The organism is Maricaulis sp., from assembly GCF_030149235.1.
GTDB lineage: Bacteria > Pseudomonadota > Alphaproteobacteria > Caulobacterales > Maricaulaceae > Maricaulis.
The window spans coordinates 15186-32256 of the sequence record NZ_JASBRW010000076.1; the positions used below are offsets into that span (position 1 = coordinate 15186).

Here is a 17071-nt window from a genome sequence, read left to right on the forward strand (position 1 = left end):
CGGCCTGTCCAGTGGGCACTTTGTGACCGAACACACCTGAGACAAGGCTGAGGAGTGGAAATCAGGCCCGCAATGTGGGAACAAGCGGCCAGCGATTTAGGAGTTTGCCATGTCCGTCCTGGCCGTCATTCCCGCCCGTTACGGGTCGACCCGCTTCCCCGGCAAGCCGCTGGCCAAGATTGCCAGCCAGATGATGATTGAGCGTGTCTGGCGCTTGTCTGCTGCGGCGGAGGGCGTCGACCGGGTCGTTGTGGCCACCGATGACGAACGCATCCTCGAAGCCGTGCAGAGCTTTGGCGGCGAAGCGGTGATGACGGACGAGCATTGCCGCAATGGCACCGAGCGCGCGCTGGATGCGCTCAAGCGCCTCGATAGCGACGCCGAGATCGTCATCAATGTGCAGGGTGATGCGCCGCTGATCCCGCCCTGGGTGATCGGCGGCGTGGCCGAGGCCCTGCGCGGTGACCCGGCGCTGCCCATGGCGACGCCTGCCGTGCCCCTGCCGCCGGAAACGGAAGCCCGCATGCGCGGCGACAAGGCCAAGGGTTCGGCCAGCGGGACCACGGTCGTGTTCGGCAAGGACATGAATGCGCTCTATTTTTCCAAGAATGTCATCCCCTTCCGTCGCCAGCCGGAGACCGGCGCCCCGGTCTATCAGCATATCGGCCTTTACGGCTATCGCCGCGACACGCTCGAGCAACTCGTCGCCCTGGAACCGACACCGCTCGAACTGACCGAGAGCCTGGAACAGCTTCGCGCGCTGGAGAATGGCATCCCGATCCGCGTTGTGCTGACCGATTATCGCGGCCGCTCGGCCTGGTCGGTCGATGCCCCAGAGGACGCCGAGCGCGTCGCCGAGATTATCGAGCGCGAGGGGGAGCTGGTCTGATGGCGAAAATCCTGCTTGCCCGTCATGGCAATACTTTCGGACCCGGGGACAGGGTCGTCTGGGTCGGTGCCCAAGAGGATCTGCCCCTGGTCGAGAAAGGCGAAGCCCAGGCCGAAGCACTCGGCGAGGCGTTGCGCGATGCCGCCCTCACCCCGGTGCGTATCATCTGCGGCCCGCTCAAGCGCACCCGCCGCGCGGCCGAGCTCGTTGCCGGGCTGACGGGTTTTGGTGGCGAGATCGAGATCGATCTGCGCCTGCGCGAGATCGATTATGGCAGCTGGGGCGGCAAGACCAGCGATGAGATCGAGGCCGAGTTCGGTCGCGAGGCACTGGAAGAATGGGATGTTCATCACCGCCGCCCCATGGGGTGCGACTGGTCGCCGGACGAAGCTACCCTCAAGACCAATGCGCTGGCCGCCATGGCTGACGCCGCCAAGACCGAAGGCCTGGCCGTCGTGATCACCTCGAACGGCATTCTGCGCTATATGCATGCCGCGCTTGAGGGCGCCGATGACAATGCCAAGGTCAAGACCGGCTATTGCTGCGGCGCCAACATCAAGGGCGAGCACGGCACCCGCCTGTTCTGGAATGCCGCGCCGGAGGCGGATCTGCTCAAACAGACGTTTGGCTAGCGCCTAGCCCACTTCACCCATGAAACGCTCGATCGCGACCCAGGCTTCCGGCTCGGTCATGAAGGGCGCGTGGCCGACACCGGGAACCTCGACATAAGCCATGTCGGGCGCCCGGCGCTTCATTTCCGCCACGGCGGCCTCGGTCAGCAGATCGGTGATACCGCCGCGGACCAGCAGGACCGGAATGGACTTGAATGGTTGCCAAAAGGGCCAGAGATCGGGCAGCGGGCCCCCGGCATTCATCGCCTCGATGATCTGGCCGTCATACTCCAGCGCCAGCTGACCGTCGGTATTCTCGCTCCAGCAGCGGCGGGCGAAGGCGTCCCAGAAGGTCGGGTCATCGGCCCGGCGCGGGAAGGCGTCCAGATTACTCTCACGGCTACGCGCCGCGGCTTCTTCCCAGCTATCCACCGGCTCACGGCTCGACGTGTTCTCACGAATCCGGTCGAGCCCCTCTTCATCGATTTCCGGACCGATATCATTGATCACGGCCGCAGCGATCAAATCTGGCCGGGTCGCCGCCGTGATCATCGTCATCAGCCCGCCCATCGAGGTGCCGACAAAGACCGCCTTGGCAATCTCAAGGCTTTCCAGCAGGGCGATCATATCGCCGGCATAGGTCAGCGGCTGGTAACGCTCCATGTCCGGGTCCGGCTCGGACTGACCCCGCCCCCGTTGGGAGGCGACGATCACCCGCCGCCCCAGCGCCGCGATCATCGGCGCCAATTCCTCGAAATCCTTCACATTGCGCGTCAGCCCGTGCAGGCAGAGCACCGGCACACCGGTCTCCTCGCCCACTGCCGGGTAATCCCGATAGTGCAGGCGCGGGCCGTCAGCCGTGGTGAAGTAATGGTCTGTGAAACCGCCGATCATCTGTTCTAGTCCTCAACCCAGTCGCGCGCGAGATAGCGCGATGCCAGCCAGAAGAAGACGGCGGCGACGATATAGAGCATCGAACCGGCCAGGATCGACATGCGCAGGCTGTCATCGCCGAATTGCGGCTCGAGCACCGTCGAGACGCGGCCCAGCACGTAAACACCGCCACCGATACCGACCAGATTATTGATCAGCAGGAAGACCGAGGAGGCGCGGGTTCGCATGTCCGGCGGTACGAGGTGCTGGAAGGCGGACAGGACCGGACCCAGCCAGGCCAGACCCAGCGCCGTCGGCACAAACATGAAGGCCGTCGCAATCCAGACCGTCGGCGACATGATGCCGAGCCAGTAAAACGGCGCGGTAAAGATGAAGGCGATAGCCGGAACAATGGCGAAAGCCGAGCGGCTGCGCTTGCCCATCCAGTCGCCCATCACCCCACCGAGCACAATGCCCAGGCTGCCGGCGACGAAGAGAACGCCCCCAAACACCCAGCCGGTCTGGACCAGGCCGAGATCGAATGTGCGCGAGAAGAAGGATGGCAGCCAGAAGAAAATGCCATAGCCCATCATCGAAGACGCCGAAGCGCCGGCCACCATGAGCCAGAAGCTGTGCTTCTCCAGCGTTACCTCAAGGAAGTCCCGGAAGGTGAAGAAGAAGGCGCCCATCAACATGCCGGCCACGGCGCGGCCAATCAGCCAGCCATAGGCGCTCCAGCCCAACTCCGTGCCCGTAACCAGCGCGCCGCCCACCCAGGCCACCAGGCCGGGCACCAGGACAAGCCCGGAGGTGATCAGCATGATCTGAACGACATTGGTATTGCGTGCCCACAGGCCACCCGCATACCAGCCGCACGCCGCACCGGCCGACGCGGCCAGTAGCAACATCCAGATCGGCTGCGCCGCATTGGCCCCGAAGAGCAAGATGTTGAACACGGACAAGAGGCTCGGCGCCGCGAGGATGACTGCGCCGCGCAAGGCCAGCATTTTCGCCTTCTTGTCCGAGAGCGGACCGACCGCAGGCTTCTCCGCCGCCGGGGCCACTGGCTGGGCGTCATACTGGCCGCGCACCGGCTCCTTCACCAGGAACTTGAAGAGCGGTGCAACAAAGACACCCGCCAGACCAACAATGATAAAGGCCGAGCGCCAATCGAGATTTTCCGAGAAAGCGCCACTGGCGATCAGCGAGCCGGCAATCACACCGAAAGCCGAGCCAACCGGGATGCCCAGCGAATAGATTGCGAGGGCCCGAGCCCGCTCAGAAGGGGGGTTATAGTCCGCGATAATGGTGTAGGCCGGTGCGACGCCGCCGGCTTCACCGACACCGACACCGACGCGGGCCAGGAAAAGATGCATGAAATTCTGGGCGAAACCGCTCAGCGCCGTGAAGGCCGACCAGACCGTCAGCGAGATCGTCATGATCCAGGTTCGGTCCATACGGTCGGCCAGCCAAGCGATGGGTACGCCGAGGGTAGAATAGAGCAGGGCGAAGGCGATGCCCCCCAAAAGACCGAGCTGTTCGTCGCTCAGGCCGAGCTCGTCCTTGATCGGGATGGCGAGAATGGAAATGATCTGGCGATCCAGAAAGTTGAACGCGTAGACGATGAACAGCATCGCCAGAACCAGTGTCCGATAGCTCTTGCTATGCTTCGGTTGCGCATCGTCCGCGCTGGCATTATCGGCCATGTATTCTCTCCCCTTGGCGGCACCACTTCTTGTTCCGGTCGCGGTGCCTACTCCGGCGCAAACATGAATGACCGTTCAGGTTTGGTCAAATCGCAAATGCTCTTATTCAGTCTGTGATCTCCGGCTTGCGTCTGGCGCGTACCGATGCAGGATGTCGCACCTTGGCCGCACAGACGGCAAAGTCCAAGGGGGGACACGATGAAAAATCTTATTCTCGTAGCGACGGTTAGCAGCCTTGCGCTCGCCGCGTGCCAGCAATCCGCACCGGTCGAGGAGACCGAAACCGAAACCTCTGCGGCGACCGAAGCCGCTGCCGCACCGGCCGAACGCGTGGTCGAAGTGCCGTCGATGGACGGGGTCAGCACCTCCTCCGAGATCACCGATGCAGACCTGCGCTATCGCATCTCGACCCTGGCGGACGACCATTTCGAGGGCCGCGCCCCGGCGACGCCGGGCGGTGTTGCGGCGAGCCAGTGGATTGCCGACGAAATGGCGCGCATCGGCCTGCAGCCGGGCTACGAGGGAAGTTATTTCCAGCCCGTCCCGCTGCTCGAAGTGACGCTGGATACGGATAATTCCAGCTTCGACATTGCCTTTGAGGGCGAGCCGCTGGGCCTGGCGATGAGCCAGGACGTGGTCTACTGGACCAAGCGCAATGCCGATGAAGTGACCGTCGAGGACAGCGAACTGGTCTTTGTCGGCTATGGCGTCGTGGCGCCTGAATATGGCTGGAACGACTATGCCGGCGTCGATGTCGAGGGCAAGACGGTGGTGATGCTGGTCAATGACCCCGGCTATGCCAATCCCGATGCCGGCATCTTCAACGGCAATGCCATGACCTATTATGGCCGCTGGACCTACAAGTATGAGGAAGCGGCGCGCCAGGGCGCTGCCGGTGTCATCGTCATCCACCAGACCGAACCGGCCTCCTATGGCTGGAATGTCGTCTCCGGCTCCTGGACCGGCGCCCAGCTCGACCTCGCCCGCGCGCCGGGCGAAGGCACGTTTGCCAGCGTTGAGAGCTGGATCAGCGAAAGCTCGGCCCAGCGCCTGTTCGAACTGTCCGGCCTGGACTTCGATGCCCTCACGGCAGCCGCGGCCCAGCCGGGCTTTGAAGCCGTGGAAATGACCGGGCTGACGGCCAGTGCCAGCCTGCGCAACAGCGCCCGCACGCTGGATTCGCGCAATGTGGTCGGTGTCGTCGAAGGCACAGAGCGTCCGGATGAATTCGTCATCTACACCGCGCACTGGGACCATATAGGCATGCGCCAGCGTTTCGATACGGATGACCAGATCTATAACGGCGCCGTCGACAATGCGACCGGAACCGCCGCCATCCTGGAAATCGGCGAGGCTTTCGTCGCCAACCCGCCGGAGCGCTCGGTGATGATCCTGGCGGTGACGGCCGAGGAATCCGGCCTGCTCGGCTCGGCCTATTATGGCGCCAACCCGATCCAGCCGCTGTCACAGACGGTCGGCGGGCTCAATATCGACGCCATCCTGCCCATGGGCCGCTCCAATGACGTCGTCGTGGTCGGCTATGGCGCCTCCGAGCTGGAGGATATCCTGACCGTCCAGGCCGAAGCCCAGGGCCGCTATATCGTGCCGGACCCGAACCCGGAGGCGGGCTATTTCTACCGCTCTGATCATATCTCCCTGGCCAAGCAGGGCGTGCCGATGCTGTATGCCGATGGCGGTTTCGACCTGCGGGACGGGGGCACGGAAGCGGGCGCAGCCTTCGCCGCGGAATACCGCGCGCGCCGCTATCACGCCCCGGCGGACGAGTATTCCGACGACTGGAATATGGAGGGCATGGTCGAGGACGCCCAACTCTTCTTCAATGTCGGTACCGAGCTGGCCAATTCCGCGACCTGGCCGAACTGGTATGAGGGCAATGAGTTCCGCGCCCTGCGCGATGCCCAGCGTCCGGACTAGGACCTGGTAACCGGCGAAAGCCTGACAGCAGACAAAAGAAAGGGCGGTCCGCCAAGGCCGCCCTTTTTCTTTTCCGTCCTGCGCGAAAAGGTCAGAAGGTCTTGCGGATGGTAAACCGGTCCCCGCGTTCCTGCAGCCGCCGCGTATAGGTCGGCTCATCGATCACCGCGCCGGCATGCACGCAATACACAGTGCGGGCTTCCGACAGGCGCGGCCAGTGAATGAAGTCGCACAACACAGTCTTCATGCCGGAGGCGACATTGATTTCAAGCGTGCCCAGGCTCTGGGCGAAGGCGAGATTGGATTGGAACATGCCCTGCTCGCGGACCTGGTCCATATTGGAGGAGAAGTCGCCGCCGAGGAATTGCTGCGCCTGGCGCCCCTCGATCGCCTCGCGGCCAACCCCGAAGAGGTCGAGCGCGCCGTTGGAAATGGCCTTGAACATGCCCAGGCTGTCGGTGACGAATTCAATACCCGGATTGAGCGTGACCAAGTCGACCCAAGTCGGTGCGGGCGCGACCACGAACGCATCCTGGACCAGCTCGGCCAGGCGCCGCTTGACCCGCTCTGGCGGATCGGACTCGCCGTTTTCCCAGCGGGAAATCATGGCCTGGGTGACGCCAAGGTCTGCAGCAAGAGCCGCCTGTTTCAGCCGTTTGGACATCCGGAAATTGCGGATGATCGACGGCCAATTCACCTTACCAGACGATACTGACAGGTTGATATCGTGCACCAAGCTCGTCCCCAATTAAGCGTCTAGTCGACAGGCACGACCCGCGTCTGTCCGCCGAATTCCTCCCGCAGGGCATCCAACTCCGCTTCGTCCACGCGTGCCCCGGTGAGAATCCAGCGCGGCCTCCTATCCTCGCCGCGCCGCCACCAATGCATGTTGTGAACGCAGAAGGAATCCTCCGCGCCATCGGGCCTGTGAAAACAGTACCTCTCAGCACTTTCAACGGTTTCGACCCGTTCGTCAAAGAATCCTGTCTTCGAAAGCCACGAAAAGAGTTTCAGGAGGTCACCAGAAAAGACTTCATCGATCCGTTGCCCCTCAAAATCTCCGCGCGCGATCCCGGTCTCGCGGATCATGCCGACACTGACAGTCTCAATCCGGCCATCGGGATCAATCACGGCAGCGATGGCGGGCTGATCGGTGACAAACTGGCGCCAGCCGACCATCGGGGTCGACAGGGTTTCCATCTCGACCATGGCCAGGATGCGCTTCTGCATCTCCCGCCCCGGCGCAATCGCGCCGGATTCCCAGCGTGAGATCATCGCCTGGGTCACATTCAGGTCCTCGGCCAGGGACGCCTGTTTCATGTTCTTGGAGAAGCGGTATTTCTTGAGGACACCCGGCCAATCGATGTCCGCAATTTCGGATTTCCTCGGGGCCCGCACCATGATCAGATCGCCTTCCGTAATACGTTTGGTCCACCCAGGCGGTCCCTTACGTCTTGATAATTCTGCTCGGTCACTTCCGACCCTGATGCCAGCCACAATATGCGCGGCCCCGGCATGAAAACCGGCCGATGCAGACCATGGGCAAAAAAGCTGTCCGCCTTATCATCGCGGAGGACATAGCGCTCGGCGCTCTCGGCGCCAGCGATCCGGCCCTGGAAAAAGCCGGCATTGTGCAACCGCTCAAACAGGTTCACGGCATCGCCCTGGAATAAGTCATCGAGGCGGCGGCCACATATATCAGCGGCCGGCTTGCCAACGAGACGGGCAAAGCCGCGACTGGCGGTCTCGACCACCCCGTCCTGATCGACAACAAACACCATGCAGGGATTGTGCGCGATCCGCTGCAACCAGACATCACGCGAAATCGTGGCGCTATCGGCCCAGAAGAGATCAAAGAGCAGGTCCTGGACTCGGCGGCTTGGGGCAGCACCGCCCGCCTCCCAGCGCGAAACCATGGTCTGGGTCACGGCGAGGCGATCAGCGAGCTCGGTTTGATTTAAACCCGCAGACACGCGATAATGCCGAACCACGGCCGGCCAATAAATGTCACTTGTGTTGAATCGCGTATCCATCATCAGGTCTTAGAACCAGACACACTCCGTTTCCGCTAGCACTCGGTTATATTTTATAACCACTTTCTGCAGGCCTGTGAACCCCTAGTGCAATGACGCGTCGATTGATTCCCGGCAATCGAGAGCTTTGACAGTTTTGTGAAAAACGCACTCCGGCAGCCATTCTGGATTGCTACTTATTCGCAGCCGTTGCAGTTTCCGCCGCAATTGAATTCCTTGGGGAACGTTCGATGGAAAATCTGAGTTTTTGGGTGTGGACCTGGTCGATCATCGGCTTTTTGATCGCGGCCTACTCCATCGTGGCCAATGACGCCATTCAGACGCTGGGCACCTTTCTTTCATCGAACGCGAACCGGCCATGGTGGGTGCTGTGGATTTACGCCAGCTCCATCATCGTTGCGGTGATGATATACGGTTATTTCGCCTATAATGGCGACATTGCCTTCGACCGCCTCAACACCATCCCCTACCCGGAGAACGGGGTGCAATGGTATCATGCCATTCCGCCCTTCTTCCTGCTGATCCTGACCCGGTTCGGCGTGCCGGTCTCGACGACCTTCCTTGTCCTGACCATTTTCGCCCTTACCGGCGGCCGCGACACTGAAGGCGTGCTGCCCAGCATGCTGCAGAAGTCGGCACTGGGTTACCTCGTTGCGATCAGCGCGGCTTTCTTCGTCTACCTCCTGGTTTCGCGCTTCTTCGAGCGCTGGATCACCAACACCAAGGATCAGCCCATCAAGCTGCACTGGTATGTGCTGCAATGGGCCTCGACGGCCTTCCTGTGGTCGCAATGGCTGATGCAGGACCTGGCCAACATCTTCGTCTTCCTGCCGCGCGAAACCGTGATCACCGACGCCGGTACAGCCGTCAGCTTCACGCCATACCTGCTGGTCTTTGCCACGCTCGTGATGCTCGTGCTGCACGCCTATATCTTCAAAACCCGCGGTGGTGAGATCCAGAAGATCGTCTTGACCAAGACCAATACGACAGATGTCCGTGCAGCCACCCTAGTCGACTTTATCTACGGTCTGATCCTGCTTTATTTCAAAGAGCTCAACGACATCCCGATGTCGACGACCTGGGTCTTCCTCGGCATGCTCGCCGGCCGCGAGATTGCGATTTCCTATATCGCGGGCCTGCGCGGCAAGCTGGCTGCACTTGGTGACGTTCTCACCGACATCATCCGCGCCTTCATCGGCCTTGTGATCTCGGTCATTCTCGCCATCTTCCTGCCGGCCATGGCCAAGGGCGAGCTCGGCGTGGTCCTGTCCGACTTCCCGGGATATCTGACCAACGTGCTCGGCTTCTAGAGCCTGACGTAGACGTCAACAAAGTCGTTTCCTTTCGCCGCTTTGTCGGTAAACTCCCCGGTATAAGAATATGATACCGGGGAGCAGACCGTGTCGCATCATGGCGATGGGATAGCGGAAATCTGCACACACCACAGGGACGAACCGTCCGCCCTGATCGAGATCCTGCACGATGTGCAGGCGCGCTTCGGTCATGTCAGCGATGAGGCGGCCCGCGAGATTGCCGCGCGGCTGAACATCACCCGCGCGGATATCCACGGCGTGCGCAGTTTTTACCACGACTTCACCACCGTTCCGACCGAACCGGTGCGGATCAAGCTGTGCCGTGCCGAAGCCTGCCAGGCGGTCGGCAGCGAACAGCTCGCGACGGCGCTGGAAGCCCGCGGCATCGAAACCGAGACCGTTTACTGCCTCGGAAATTGCGCTCTCGGCCCGGCGGCCATGATCCAGCAGCGCCTGATCGGACGCGCCAGTGTGGACAGCCTGGAACGCGCCCGGGCGGAGGCGCTGGATGACTGATCGTGTCTACCTCTCCATGGATGCCGCCGCCCGCTCGGTGGGCGCCGATGATATCGCCTCAGCGCTCAGTCGCGCCGGCTGTGAGCTCGTCACCACAGGTTCGCGCGGCATGCTCTGGCTGGAGCCGATGGTGGAAGTCGAGCGCGATGGCGTGCGCCATGGCTTTGGTCCGCTGACACCGGACGACGCCGCAGGACTCGCCGCCATGGACTTTCCGGACACACACGCCAAGGCCCTCGGACCGGTTGAGGCCCTGCCATGGATGCAGGCCCAATCGCGGCTGATCTTTGCCCGTTGCGGTCTGATCGACCCGCTGGATCCGGACATGTTCGAGGCCGAGGGCGGACTGAACGGTCTCAAGACCGCACTGGCCCTGCAGCCCGACGCCATTATCGACACCCTGACCCGGTCCGGCCTGCGCGGTCGCGGCGGGGCCGGCTTTCCGGCCGGGATCAAGCTCAGGACCGCGGCGGCCCAGCCCGGCCCGGTGAAATATATCTGCGCCAATGCGGATGAGGGCGATAGCGGCACCTTTGCCGACCGCATGCTGATGGAAGGCGATCCGGGCCAGCTTATTGCCGGCATCATCATCGCCGGCCGCGCCATCGGGGCGGAGACCGGTTACATCTATCTGCGCTCGGAATACCCCGATGCCATCCGCATCGTCAGCAAGGCGCTGGATATCTGGCGGGCCCAGGGCTGGCTTGGCGAGAATATTCTCGGCTCCGGCCAGCGCTTCGACATACACCTGCGCCGTGGGGCGGGCTCCTATGTCTGCGGCGAGGAAAGCGCCATGCTGGAGAGCCTGGAAGGCAAGCGCGGCCAGGTCCGTGCCAAGCCCCCCATACCGGCCATATCCGGCCTGTTCGGAAAGCCCACCATCATCAACAATGTCCTCACCCTCGCCTCCATGCCCTGGATCTTGGAGCATGGTGGCGACGCCTATGCCGCTCGCGGCCACGACCACTCGACCGGAACCCAAGCCTTCCAGCTGGCCGGCAATATCGCGCAGGGCGGATTGCTGGAGCTTGATTTCGGCATCAGCCTGAAACGGCTCGTCGAGGAGTTCGGCGGCGGCACGCTGAGTGGTCGCCCCCTGCGGGCGGCCCAGCTCGGTGGACCGCTCGGCGCCTATATTCGCGCTGACCGGCTCGATGTGGCCATGGATTATGAAAGCCTCGCCGCCCACGGCGCCATGCTCGGTCATGGCGGCATCGTGGTCTTTGACGACACGGTCGACATGGCTGCCCAGGCCGAATTCGCCATGGCCTTTTGCGCCGAGGAAAGCTGCGGCAAGTGCACGCCCTGCCGCATTGGCGCGGTGCGCGGCCGCGAAACCCTGGCCAAGATCCGCCAGGGCGAAGATGTCAGCGCCAATCTCGACCTGGTCGAGGACCTGTGCACCCTGATGAGCGACGCCTCGCTGTGCGCCATGGGCGGTCTGACGCCGATGCCGGTGATGAGCGCGATCCGTGAGTTTCCCGAAGATTTCAAGCCGCGCGCCGAGGCGTCAGCGGCCGACAGGGTAGACTAGCGCCATGGCCAGCCGACGCGACAATGATCTCGGCACACCGCCGAAACACGGCCCGGAAACGGTCCAGCTGACCATTGATGGCCAGCCCGTCAGCGTACCGTCCGGCACATCCGTCATGCGGGCTGCGGCCTCGATCGACACCCGCATCCCCAAGCTCTGCGCCACCGACCGGCTCGAGGCTTTCGGCTCCTGTCGCATGTGCCTGGTCGAGATTGAAGGCCGCAAGGGCACACCGGCCTCCTGCACCACCCCGGTGGAGGCGGGCATGGCCGTCTCGACCCAGACACCGCGACTGGAAGCCCTGCGCCGCGGGGTGATGGAGCTCTATATTTCCGACCATCCGCTCGACTGCCTGACCTGTTCGGCCAATGGCGATTGCGAGCTGCAGGATACGGCGGGAGAAGTCGGGCTGCGCGAGGTGCGCTACGGGTTTGAGGGCGAAAACCACCTCGCTGAACCGGTCGACACCTCCAACCCCTATTTCCAGTTCGACGGCTCGAAATGCATCGTCTGCTCGCGATGCGTGAGGGCCTGCGACGAGATCCAGGGCACGCTGGCCCTGACCGTCGATAGCCGTGGGTTCGACTCGAAGATTTCCGCCAGCCTGGATGAAGGCTTCTTCGACAGCGAATGCGTGTCCTGCGGGGCCTGTGTCCAGGTCTGTCCGACCGCCACCTTGATGGAGAAATCGGTCGTCGAGCACGGCCAGCCGCGACGTTCGGTGAAGACCACCTGCGCCTATTGCGGGGTCGGCTGTTCCTTCATCGCCGAACTGCAGGGCGATGAAGTCGTGCGCATGACACCCGACACCGAGGGCGGGGCCAATGAAGGTCATTCCTGCGTCAAGGGCCGCTTCGCCTGGGGCTATGCCAGCCATCCTGACCGGGTACTGAAACCCATGGTACGCGAGGCCATCACCGATGCCTGGCGCGAGGTCGAGTGGGATGAAGCCATCGCCTTTGCGGCGACACGTTTCAAGGCGATCCAGTCCGAGCATGGCACCGGCGCCATTGGCGGCATTACCTCCTCGCGCTGCACCAATGAGGAAGTCTATGTCGTCCAGAAAATGGTCCGGGCCGCCTTCGGCAACAACAATGTAGACACCTGTGCCCGGGTCTGCCATTCGCCGACCGGATACGGGCTGAAGAACACGTTCGGCACCTCGGCCGGCACCCAGGATTTCCGCTCGGTCGACGAGGCCGATGTTATCCTCGTCATCGGTGCCAATCCGACCGATGCGCACCCGGTCTTCGCCTCGCGTATGAAGCAACGGCTTCGTACGGGAGCGAAACTCATCGTCATCGACCCGCGCGCAACCGATCTCGTACGCTCGCCGCATATCCAGGCCGATCATCATCTCCAGCTGCGCCCCGGCACCAATGTCGCCGTGGTCAACGCGCTGGCCCATGTCATCGTCACCGAAGAGCGGGTCAACACGCGTTTCGTGGCGGAGCGCTGCGAGGATGAGAGCTTTGCCCGCTGGGCCGAATTCATCGCCGGCGAGGAGAACAGCCCCGAAGCGGTCGAAGCTATTTCCGGCGTGCCCGCCGAAACCCTGCGCCAGGCGGCACGGCTCTATGCCGGCGGCAGCAATGGCGCGATCTATTACGGGCTTGGCGTCACCGAACACAGCCAGGGCTCGTCCATGGTGATGGGTATGGCCAATCTGGCCATGGCGACCGGCAATATCGGGCGCAATGGTGTCGGCGTGAACCCGCTGCGCGGCCAGAACAATGTCCAGGGCTCGTGCGATATGGGCTCCTTCCCGCACGAATTCCCCGGTTATCGCCATGTCTCCGACGAGGCCACCCGGGCGCTCTTCGCCGAAGCCTGGTCACAGGATCTGTCCGAAGAGCCGGGCCTGCGCATCCCCAACATGCTCTCCGCCGCGCTCGATGGCAGCTTCAAGGGGCTGTTCGTACAGGGCGAAGATATCGCCCAGTCCGATCCGGACACCCAGAATGTCCAGGCTGCCCTGCGGGCCATGGACTGCGTCATCGTTCAAGATCTCTTCCTCAACGAGACCGCCGCCTTTGCCCATGTCTTCCTGCCCGGCACCGCCTTCCTGGAAAAGGACGGCACTTTCATCAATGCCGAACGCCGCATCAACCGCGTCCGCCCGGCCATGCCGGAAAAACAGGGCCTGTCGGAATGGGAAACCGTCTGCCGCCTTGCCCGCGCGATGGGCTATCACATGGCCTACCCGGATGCGGCTGCCATCATGGACGAGATCGCCGCTCTCACCCCGAGTTTTGCCGGGGTCAGCTTCGACCGGCTCGACCGCGAAGGTTCGGTGCAATGGCCGTGTAATGACAGCGCCCCGCAGGGCACGCCGATCATGCATGTCGACGGTTTCGTGCGCGGCAAGGGGCGCTTCATGCTGACCCAGTTCATTCCGACCGAGGAAAAGGCGTCGCGCCGCTTCCCGCTGCTGCTGACCACGGGCCGCATCCTCAGCCAGTACAATGTCGGCGCCCAGACCCGCCGCACCGAGAACAGCCGCTGGCATGAAGAGGACGTGCTGCAGATCCACCCGGTCGATGCGGAAACCCGGGGCCTGAAAGAGGGCGACATGGTCTCGCTCTCCAGCCGCAAGGGCGCCGTCAGCATCCGTGCGACCATCAGCGAGCGGGTCCCGCCCGGCGTCGTCTACACCACATTCCATCATCCCGATTCCGGCGCCAATGTCGTCACGACCGAGCTTTCCGACTGGGCCACCAATTGTCCCGAGTACAAGGTCACGGCGGTTCAGGTCGCGCCCGTCAACATGCCTTCCGACTGGCAACGAAACCGCGCGGAAAGTCAGCGCAAACACGATGCAATCACCGCAGAATAAGCGCGAGAAACACCCGCAAATCCCTCCGGAAGCGCGCCGGATCCAAGCCGATTCCGGTGAGATCTGGTCGATTGCCGAGGAGGTCCCGGTCGAGGTCGGCTTCAATGGCGAAGCCTGGAGCGTCATGCTGGCCACACCTGCTGACCTGGAAGACCTCGCAATCGGACTGGCCCTGACCGAGGGGGTGATCACGGCGGGCGACCAAGTCCAAAATGTTGATATCAAGGCTTACCCTGAAGGCGTCAGCGCCAATATCGAGGTCGACCCTGGAGCCATTATCGAGGCCCGCCGGGGCCGCCGGACACTCTCGGGCCGAACCGGTTGCGGTCTTTGCGGCATTGAGAGCCTCGCCGCGCTGCACACCCCGCAAGCCCGCACCTATTCGACCGAAAGCCCGCCGGATCGCGCCATAAAACGTGCCATGTCCGCACTCGATCAGCACCAGACGCTGAACCGTGAAACCCATTCGGTCCACGCTGCGGCCTGGTGCAGTCCGGAGGGTGAGATCCTCACGGTCCGCGAAGATGTCGGCCGCCATAATGCCCTGGACAAGGTCGCCGGTTCGCTGCTGAGGCAGGGCGAGATCGAGACACCTGGCTTCGTCCTGATGTCTAGCCGCTGCAGCTTCGAGCTGATCTTCAAGGCCGCGCGGATTGGCGCCAGCGCCATCGCCTGCCTGTCTGCCCCGACCGGTCGTGCCCTCGACCTGGCAGCCGCGCTGAACCTGCCGGTCCTGGCCCGGGGCCCGGGCGGCAGCATTATCCGTTTCGAGCCGGAGCGAGGATCATGAGCGAGACCGAGCTGATCCGGATGGCGAACCAGATAGCTGATTTCTTTCAACCCTATAGCGAGGATGAGGCGATTGATGGCGTGGAGGCGCACCTGCGCAATTTCTGGGATCCGCGCATGCGCTCCAGCCTGATTGAAATCCTTTCCAAACAACCCGACCATCTCAAACCAGCGGTACAGGCGGCCGTGGCGCGACTGCGCTGACGCCCATCATCCGGGGGACAGACAATGAAATCTGATATCGAGATCGCCCGCGAGGCGAGCCCGCTTCCGATCGGCCAGATCGCCGCCAAGCTGGACATCGGCGCCGATGCGCTGATGCAGTTCGGACCGGACAAGGCAAAGATCGATGCGAGCTTCACCGACAGCCTCGGCGACCGCCCGGACGGGAATCTCATCCTGGTGACGGCGGTCAATCCGACCCCGGCCGGGGAAGGCAAGACGACTACGACCGTTGGTCTGGGCGATGCCCTCAGCAAGATCGGCAAGCGCGCCAGCATCTGCATCCGCGAACCCTCGCTGGGTCCGTGCTTCGGCATGAAGGGTGGCGCCGCTGGCGGCGGCTATGCCCAGGTCATCCCGATGGAGGATATCAACCTCCATTTCACCGGGGATTTCCATGCCATCACCTCGGCCCACAATCTGCTCGCGGCGATGATCGACAATCACATCTTCTGGGGTAATGCGCTGGAGATCGACCAGCGCCGCATCCGCTGGCGCCGGGTGATGGATATGAATGACCGCGCCCTGCGCGATGTCGTGACCTCGCTGGGCGGGGTCAATAACGGATTCCCGGGTCAGTCCGGCTTCGATATCACCGTGGCCTCCGAGATCATGGCCATTCTCTGCCTGGCGCGAAACCTGGAGGACTTGCAGCAACGCCTCGGTGATATCATCGTCGCGCAACGTCGCGACAAATCGCCTGTGACCTGTCGCGATCTCAAGGCCGACGGAGCCATGACAGTCCTGCTCAAGACCGCGCTGCAGCCCAATCTGGTGCAAACCCTGGAACACACCCCCGCCTTCATCCATGGCGGTCCGTTCGCCAATATCGCGCATGGCTGCAACTCGGTCATGGCGACGAAGACGGCGCTCAAACTCTCCGACTACGTCGTGACCGAGGCCGGTTTCGGAGCCGATCTGGGGGCCGAGAAATTCTTCGATATCAAATGCCGCAAGGCCGGCCTCAATCCGGCGGCGGTGGTCATCGTCGCGACAGTGCGGGCTTTGAAGATGAATGGGGGCGTGGCCAAGGCCGAACTGGGCGAGGAGAATGTCGAGGCGCTGCAGCATGGCTGCGCCAATCTCGGCCGCCATATCGAAAACCTCAAACGCTTCGGCGTGCCGACCCTCGTCGCGATCAATCACTTCATATCCGATACCGATGCCGAGATCGCGGCGCTGGAGGCCTATGTCGAGGACCAGGGCAGCGAAGCGATTATCTGCAAGCACTGGGCACAAGGCAGTCAGGGCACAGAGGCGCTGGCCCGGCGCGTCGTGTCCGTGATCGAGGCCGGCGAAGCCGATTTCAGCCCGCTCTATCCGGATGAGATGCCGCTGATGGCCAAGATCGAGACTATCGCCCGCGAGATCTATGGCGCCGACAGTGTGCAGGCCGACAGCAAGATCCTGCGCCAGCTCGAGGCCTGGGAAACGGAGGGGCACGGCCATTTGCCGGTCTGCATGGCCAAGACCCAGTACAGCTTCTCCGCGGACCCGGCACTTCTTGGAGCGCCGGACGGTCATGAACTGCCGATACGCGAGGTGCGGCTGGCCGCGGGAGCTGGATTTATCGTGGTCATTTGCGGGGCGATCATGACCATGCCGGGCCTGCCGCGGCATCCCGCAGCGGAGGTCATCGGGCTGGATGAGATCGGACAGGTGACCGGCCTGTTTTGATAAGAAACCTTTTTCTTTTTAGCCGCTTGGCGCCTGTCAAATGAATCCGGTGGGTATTCATATTCTATGAGTGCCGGAGATTTTCGGGCCCGCCTACAAGATCATCTCACCTTCTCGAGTGTTTGCGAAAAGTGCAG

Annotated in this window: 15 protein-coding genes; 10 read left to right on the forward strand and 5 right to left on the reverse strand. The window is 62.8% G+C overall.

The features are described from left to right. The first annotated feature begins 109 nt into the window (after nucleotides 1-109). Both kdsB and Q1V51_RS11270 read left to right on the forward strand, forming a co-directional pair. Nucleotides 110-889 carry a 3-deoxy-manno-octulosonate cytidylyltransferase gene (gene kdsB, locus Q1V51_RS11265; RefSeq protein ID WP_300556382.1) on the forward strand — a complete coding sequence of 260 codons (780 nt, stop codon included), beginning with the start codon at nucleotides 110-112 and terminating at the stop codon, nucleotides 887-889. Further along, nucleotides 889-1521 carry a histidine phosphatase family protein gene (locus Q1V51_RS11270; protein WP_300556384.1) on the forward strand — a complete coding sequence of 211 codons (633 nt, stop codon included), beginning with the start codon at nucleotides 889-891 and terminating at the stop codon, nucleotides 1519-1521. Before kdsB ends, Q1V51_RS11270 begins: the two co-directional genes overlap by 1 nt. A 3-nt stretch (nucleotides 1522-1524) precedes the next feature. Here the strand turns inward: Q1V51_RS11270 and Q1V51_RS11275 are convergent, their stop codons facing one another. Both Q1V51_RS11275 and Q1V51_RS11280 read right to left on the reverse strand, forming a co-directional pair. After that, nucleotides 1525-2394, reverse strand: coding sequence for an alpha/beta hydrolase (locus Q1V51_RS11275; RefSeq protein ID WP_300556386.1), 870 nt, complete (start codon nucleotides 2392-2394; stop codon nucleotides 1525-1527). A gap of 5 nt (nucleotides 2395-2399) precedes the next feature. Beyond that, entirely contained in the window at nucleotides 2400-4079 is a 1680-nt protein-coding gene (locus Q1V51_RS11280) for an MFS transporter (RefSeq protein WP_300556388.1), read from the reverse strand. Nucleotides 4080-4277: 198 nt separating this feature from the next. On the opposite strand from Q1V51_RS11280, the gene Q1V51_RS11285 reads away from it, so the two are divergent. Further along, a complete protein-coding gene (locus tag Q1V51_RS11285) occupies nucleotides 4278-6014 on the forward strand; it encodes a M28 family metallopeptidase (protein WP_300556390.1) in 1737 nt (578 codons plus the stop codon). Nucleotides 6015-6105: 91 nt separating this feature from the next. Here the strand turns inward: Q1V51_RS11285 and Q1V51_RS11290 are convergent, their stop codons facing one another. From Q1V51_RS11290 to Q1V51_RS11300, 3 genes are read right to left on the reverse strand one after another with little or no spacing between them, the layout of a single operon-like run. Beyond that, nucleotides 6106-6747, reverse strand: coding sequence for a helix-turn-helix transcriptional regulator (locus tag Q1V51_RS11290; RefSeq protein ID WP_300556392.1), 642 nt, complete (start codon nucleotides 6745-6747; stop codon nucleotides 6106-6108). Between the two features lie 23 nt (nucleotides 6748-6770). Beyond that, nucleotides 6771-7415, reverse strand: a complete 645-nt coding sequence (locus tag Q1V51_RS11295) for a helix-turn-helix transcriptional regulator (protein WP_300556394.1) — start codon at nucleotides 7413-7415, stop codon at nucleotides 6771-6773. A gap of 2 nt (nucleotides 7416-7417) precedes the next feature. Continuing rightward, on the reverse strand, nucleotides 7418-8050 hold the full coding sequence (locus tag Q1V51_RS11300; protein WP_366522742.1) for a helix-turn-helix domain-containing protein: 633 nt from the start codon (nucleotides 8048-8050) through the stop codon (nucleotides 7418-7420). A gap of 227 nt (nucleotides 8051-8277) precedes the next feature. On the opposite strand from Q1V51_RS11300, the gene Q1V51_RS11305 reads away from it, so the two are divergent. The 7 genes from Q1V51_RS11305 to Q1V51_RS11335 all read left to right on the forward strand — a co-directional run bounded on the left by Q1V51_RS11305 (nucleotide 8278) and on the right by Q1V51_RS11335 (nucleotide 16934). Then, nucleotides 8278-9357, forward strand: a complete 1080-nt coding sequence (locus Q1V51_RS11305) for a hypothetical protein (protein ID WP_300556396.1) — start codon at nucleotides 8278-8280, stop codon at nucleotides 9355-9357. A gap of 90 nt (nucleotides 9358-9447) precedes the next feature. Beyond that, nucleotides 9448-9876, forward strand: a complete 429-nt coding sequence (locus Q1V51_RS11310) for an NAD(P)H-dependent oxidoreductase subunit E (RefSeq protein ID WP_300556398.1) — start codon at nucleotides 9448-9450, stop codon at nucleotides 9874-9876. After that, the gene (locus Q1V51_RS11315; RefSeq protein ID WP_300556400.1) at nucleotides 9869-11410 is read left to right on the forward strand and encodes an NADH-ubiquinone oxidoreductase-F iron-sulfur binding region domain-containing protein; all 1542 of its coding nucleotides are present in this window, start codon (nucleotides 9869-9871) and stop codon (nucleotides 11408-11410) included. The genes Q1V51_RS11310 and Q1V51_RS11315 overlap by 8 nt, the downstream gene beginning before the upstream one ends. Nucleotides 11411-11414: 4 nt before the next feature. Then, nucleotides 11415-14246 carry a formate dehydrogenase subunit alpha gene (gene fdhF / locus Q1V51_RS11320; RefSeq protein ID WP_300556402.1) on the forward strand — a complete coding sequence of 944 codons (2832 nt, stop codon included), beginning with the start codon at nucleotides 11415-11417 and terminating at the stop codon, nucleotides 14244-14246. Beyond that, on the forward strand, nucleotides 14227-15036 hold the full coding sequence (gene fdhD / locus Q1V51_RS11325) for a formate dehydrogenase accessory sulfurtransferase FdhD (protein WP_300556404.1): 810 nt from the start codon (nucleotides 14227-14229) through the stop codon (nucleotides 15034-15036). The genes fdhF and fdhD overlap by 20 nt, the downstream gene beginning before the upstream one ends. Beyond that, nucleotides 15033-15239: a formate dehydrogenase subunit delta gene (locus tag Q1V51_RS11330; RefSeq protein ID WP_300556406.1), complete on the forward strand. Its 207-nt coding sequence runs from the start codon at nucleotides 15033-15035 to the stop codon at nucleotides 15237-15239. Before fdhD ends, Q1V51_RS11330 begins: the two co-directional genes overlap by 4 nt. 24 nt (nucleotides 15240-15263) lie before the next feature. Next, nucleotides 15264-16934, forward strand: coding sequence for a formate--tetrahydrofolate ligase (locus Q1V51_RS11335; RefSeq protein WP_300556408.1), 1671 nt, complete (start codon nucleotides 15264-15266; stop codon nucleotides 16932-16934). Nucleotides 16935-17071: the final 137 nt, after the last annotated feature.

What these genes read in the sequence shown, in the direction of transcription:
- kdsB (WP_300556382.1), top strand. Translation starts at nt 110, where the DNA reads ATGTCCGTCCTGGCCGTCATTCCCGCCCGTTACGGGTCGACCCGCTTC.
- Q1V51_RS11270 (WP_300556384.1), top strand. Translation starts at nt 889, where the DNA reads ATGGCGAAAATCCTGCTTGCCCGTCATGGCAATACTTTCGGACCCGGG.
- Q1V51_RS11275 (WP_300556386.1), bottom strand. Translation starts at nt 2,394, where the DNA reads ATGATCGGCGGTTTCACAGACCATTACTTCACCACGGCTGACGGCCCG.
- Q1V51_RS11280 (WP_300556388.1), bottom strand. Translation starts at nt 4,079, where the DNA reads ATGGCCGATAATGCCAGCGCGGACGATGCGCAACCGAAGCATAGCAAG.
- Q1V51_RS11285 (WP_300556390.1), top strand. Translation starts at nt 4,278, where the DNA reads ATGAAAAATCTTATTCTCGTAGCGACGGTTAGCAGCCTTGCGCTCGCC.
- Q1V51_RS11295 (WP_300556394.1), bottom strand. Translation starts at nt 7,415, where the DNA reads ATGGTGCGGGCCCCGAGGAAATCCGAAATTGCGGACATCGATTGGCCG.
- Q1V51_RS11300 (WP_366522742.1), bottom strand. Translation starts at nt 8,050, where the DNA reads ATGATGGATACGCGATTCAACACAAGTGACATTTATTGGCCGGCCGTG.
- Q1V51_RS11305 (WP_300556396.1), top strand. Translation starts at nt 8,278, where the DNA reads ATGGAAAATCTGAGTTTTTGGGTGTGGACCTGGTCGATCATCGGCTTT.
- Q1V51_RS11315 (WP_300556400.1), top strand. Translation starts at nt 9,869, where the DNA reads ATGACTGATCGTGTCTACCTCTCCATGGATGCCGCCGCCCGCTCGGTG.
- fdhF (WP_300556402.1), top strand. Translation starts at nt 11,415, where the DNA reads ATGGCCAGCCGACGCGACAATGATCTCGGCACACCGCCGAAACACGGC.
- fdhD (WP_300556404.1), top strand. Translation starts at nt 14,227, where the DNA reads ATGCAATCACCGCAGAATAAGCGCGAGAAACACCCGCAAATCCCTCCG.
- Q1V51_RS11330 (WP_300556406.1), top strand. Translation starts at nt 15,033, where the DNA reads ATGAGCGAGACCGAGCTGATCCGGATGGCGAACCAGATAGCTGATTTC.
- Q1V51_RS11335 (WP_300556408.1), top strand. Translation starts at nt 15,264, where the DNA reads ATGAAATCTGATATCGAGATCGCCCGCGAGGCGAGCCCGCTTCCGATC.